This is a genomic window from Polaromonas sp. P1_G2 (genome assembly GCF_056405515.1).
In genome coordinates this window covers 1-372 of record NZ_JBFUBY010001652.1, presented here as the reverse complement: position 1 = coordinate 372, position 372 = coordinate 1, and the positions used below count along the sequence as shown (strand labels likewise).

Sequence of the window (372 nt, the reverse complement as noted above, 5' to 3'; positions counted from 1 at the left end):
GTGGCCATACCGTTGTGGATTCTGATCCGGCTGCTGATCGCGCTCTACCGCCGGCGCTGGCGTGCGATAGCTGCTTGCCTCGGTGTTTTTGCGATGGGCTTTGCCATCGGCAATGCCGGGCAGTTTGCCGGTGATCAATGGCTGATCCGTGTCAGGGGCGTCGGCCTGGAACAGGCGGTCGCCGACGCCAAGGCGGGGCGGACGCCACCGGAGCGCTTCATGGCCACCTCGGCCGCGGCCTATGTTGAGACCGACTCATCCTTCGAGATGGTGCACGGCATTGCCTACGATACGACCGGCCGGCTCGCCGAAATGCTGGCTTTGCCGATCGAGGACCGGCCGAAGGAATGGCTCGACCGGATGCCGCAGGCC

Annotated in this window: 1 protein-coding gene; it reads left to right on the top strand. The window is 65.3% G+C overall.

Annotated elements, in window-relative coordinates:
- On the top strand, positions 1-372 hold a 372-nt coding region (locus AC1D0P_RS31980; RefSeq protein WP_477680396.1), incomplete at both ends, for a hypothetical protein.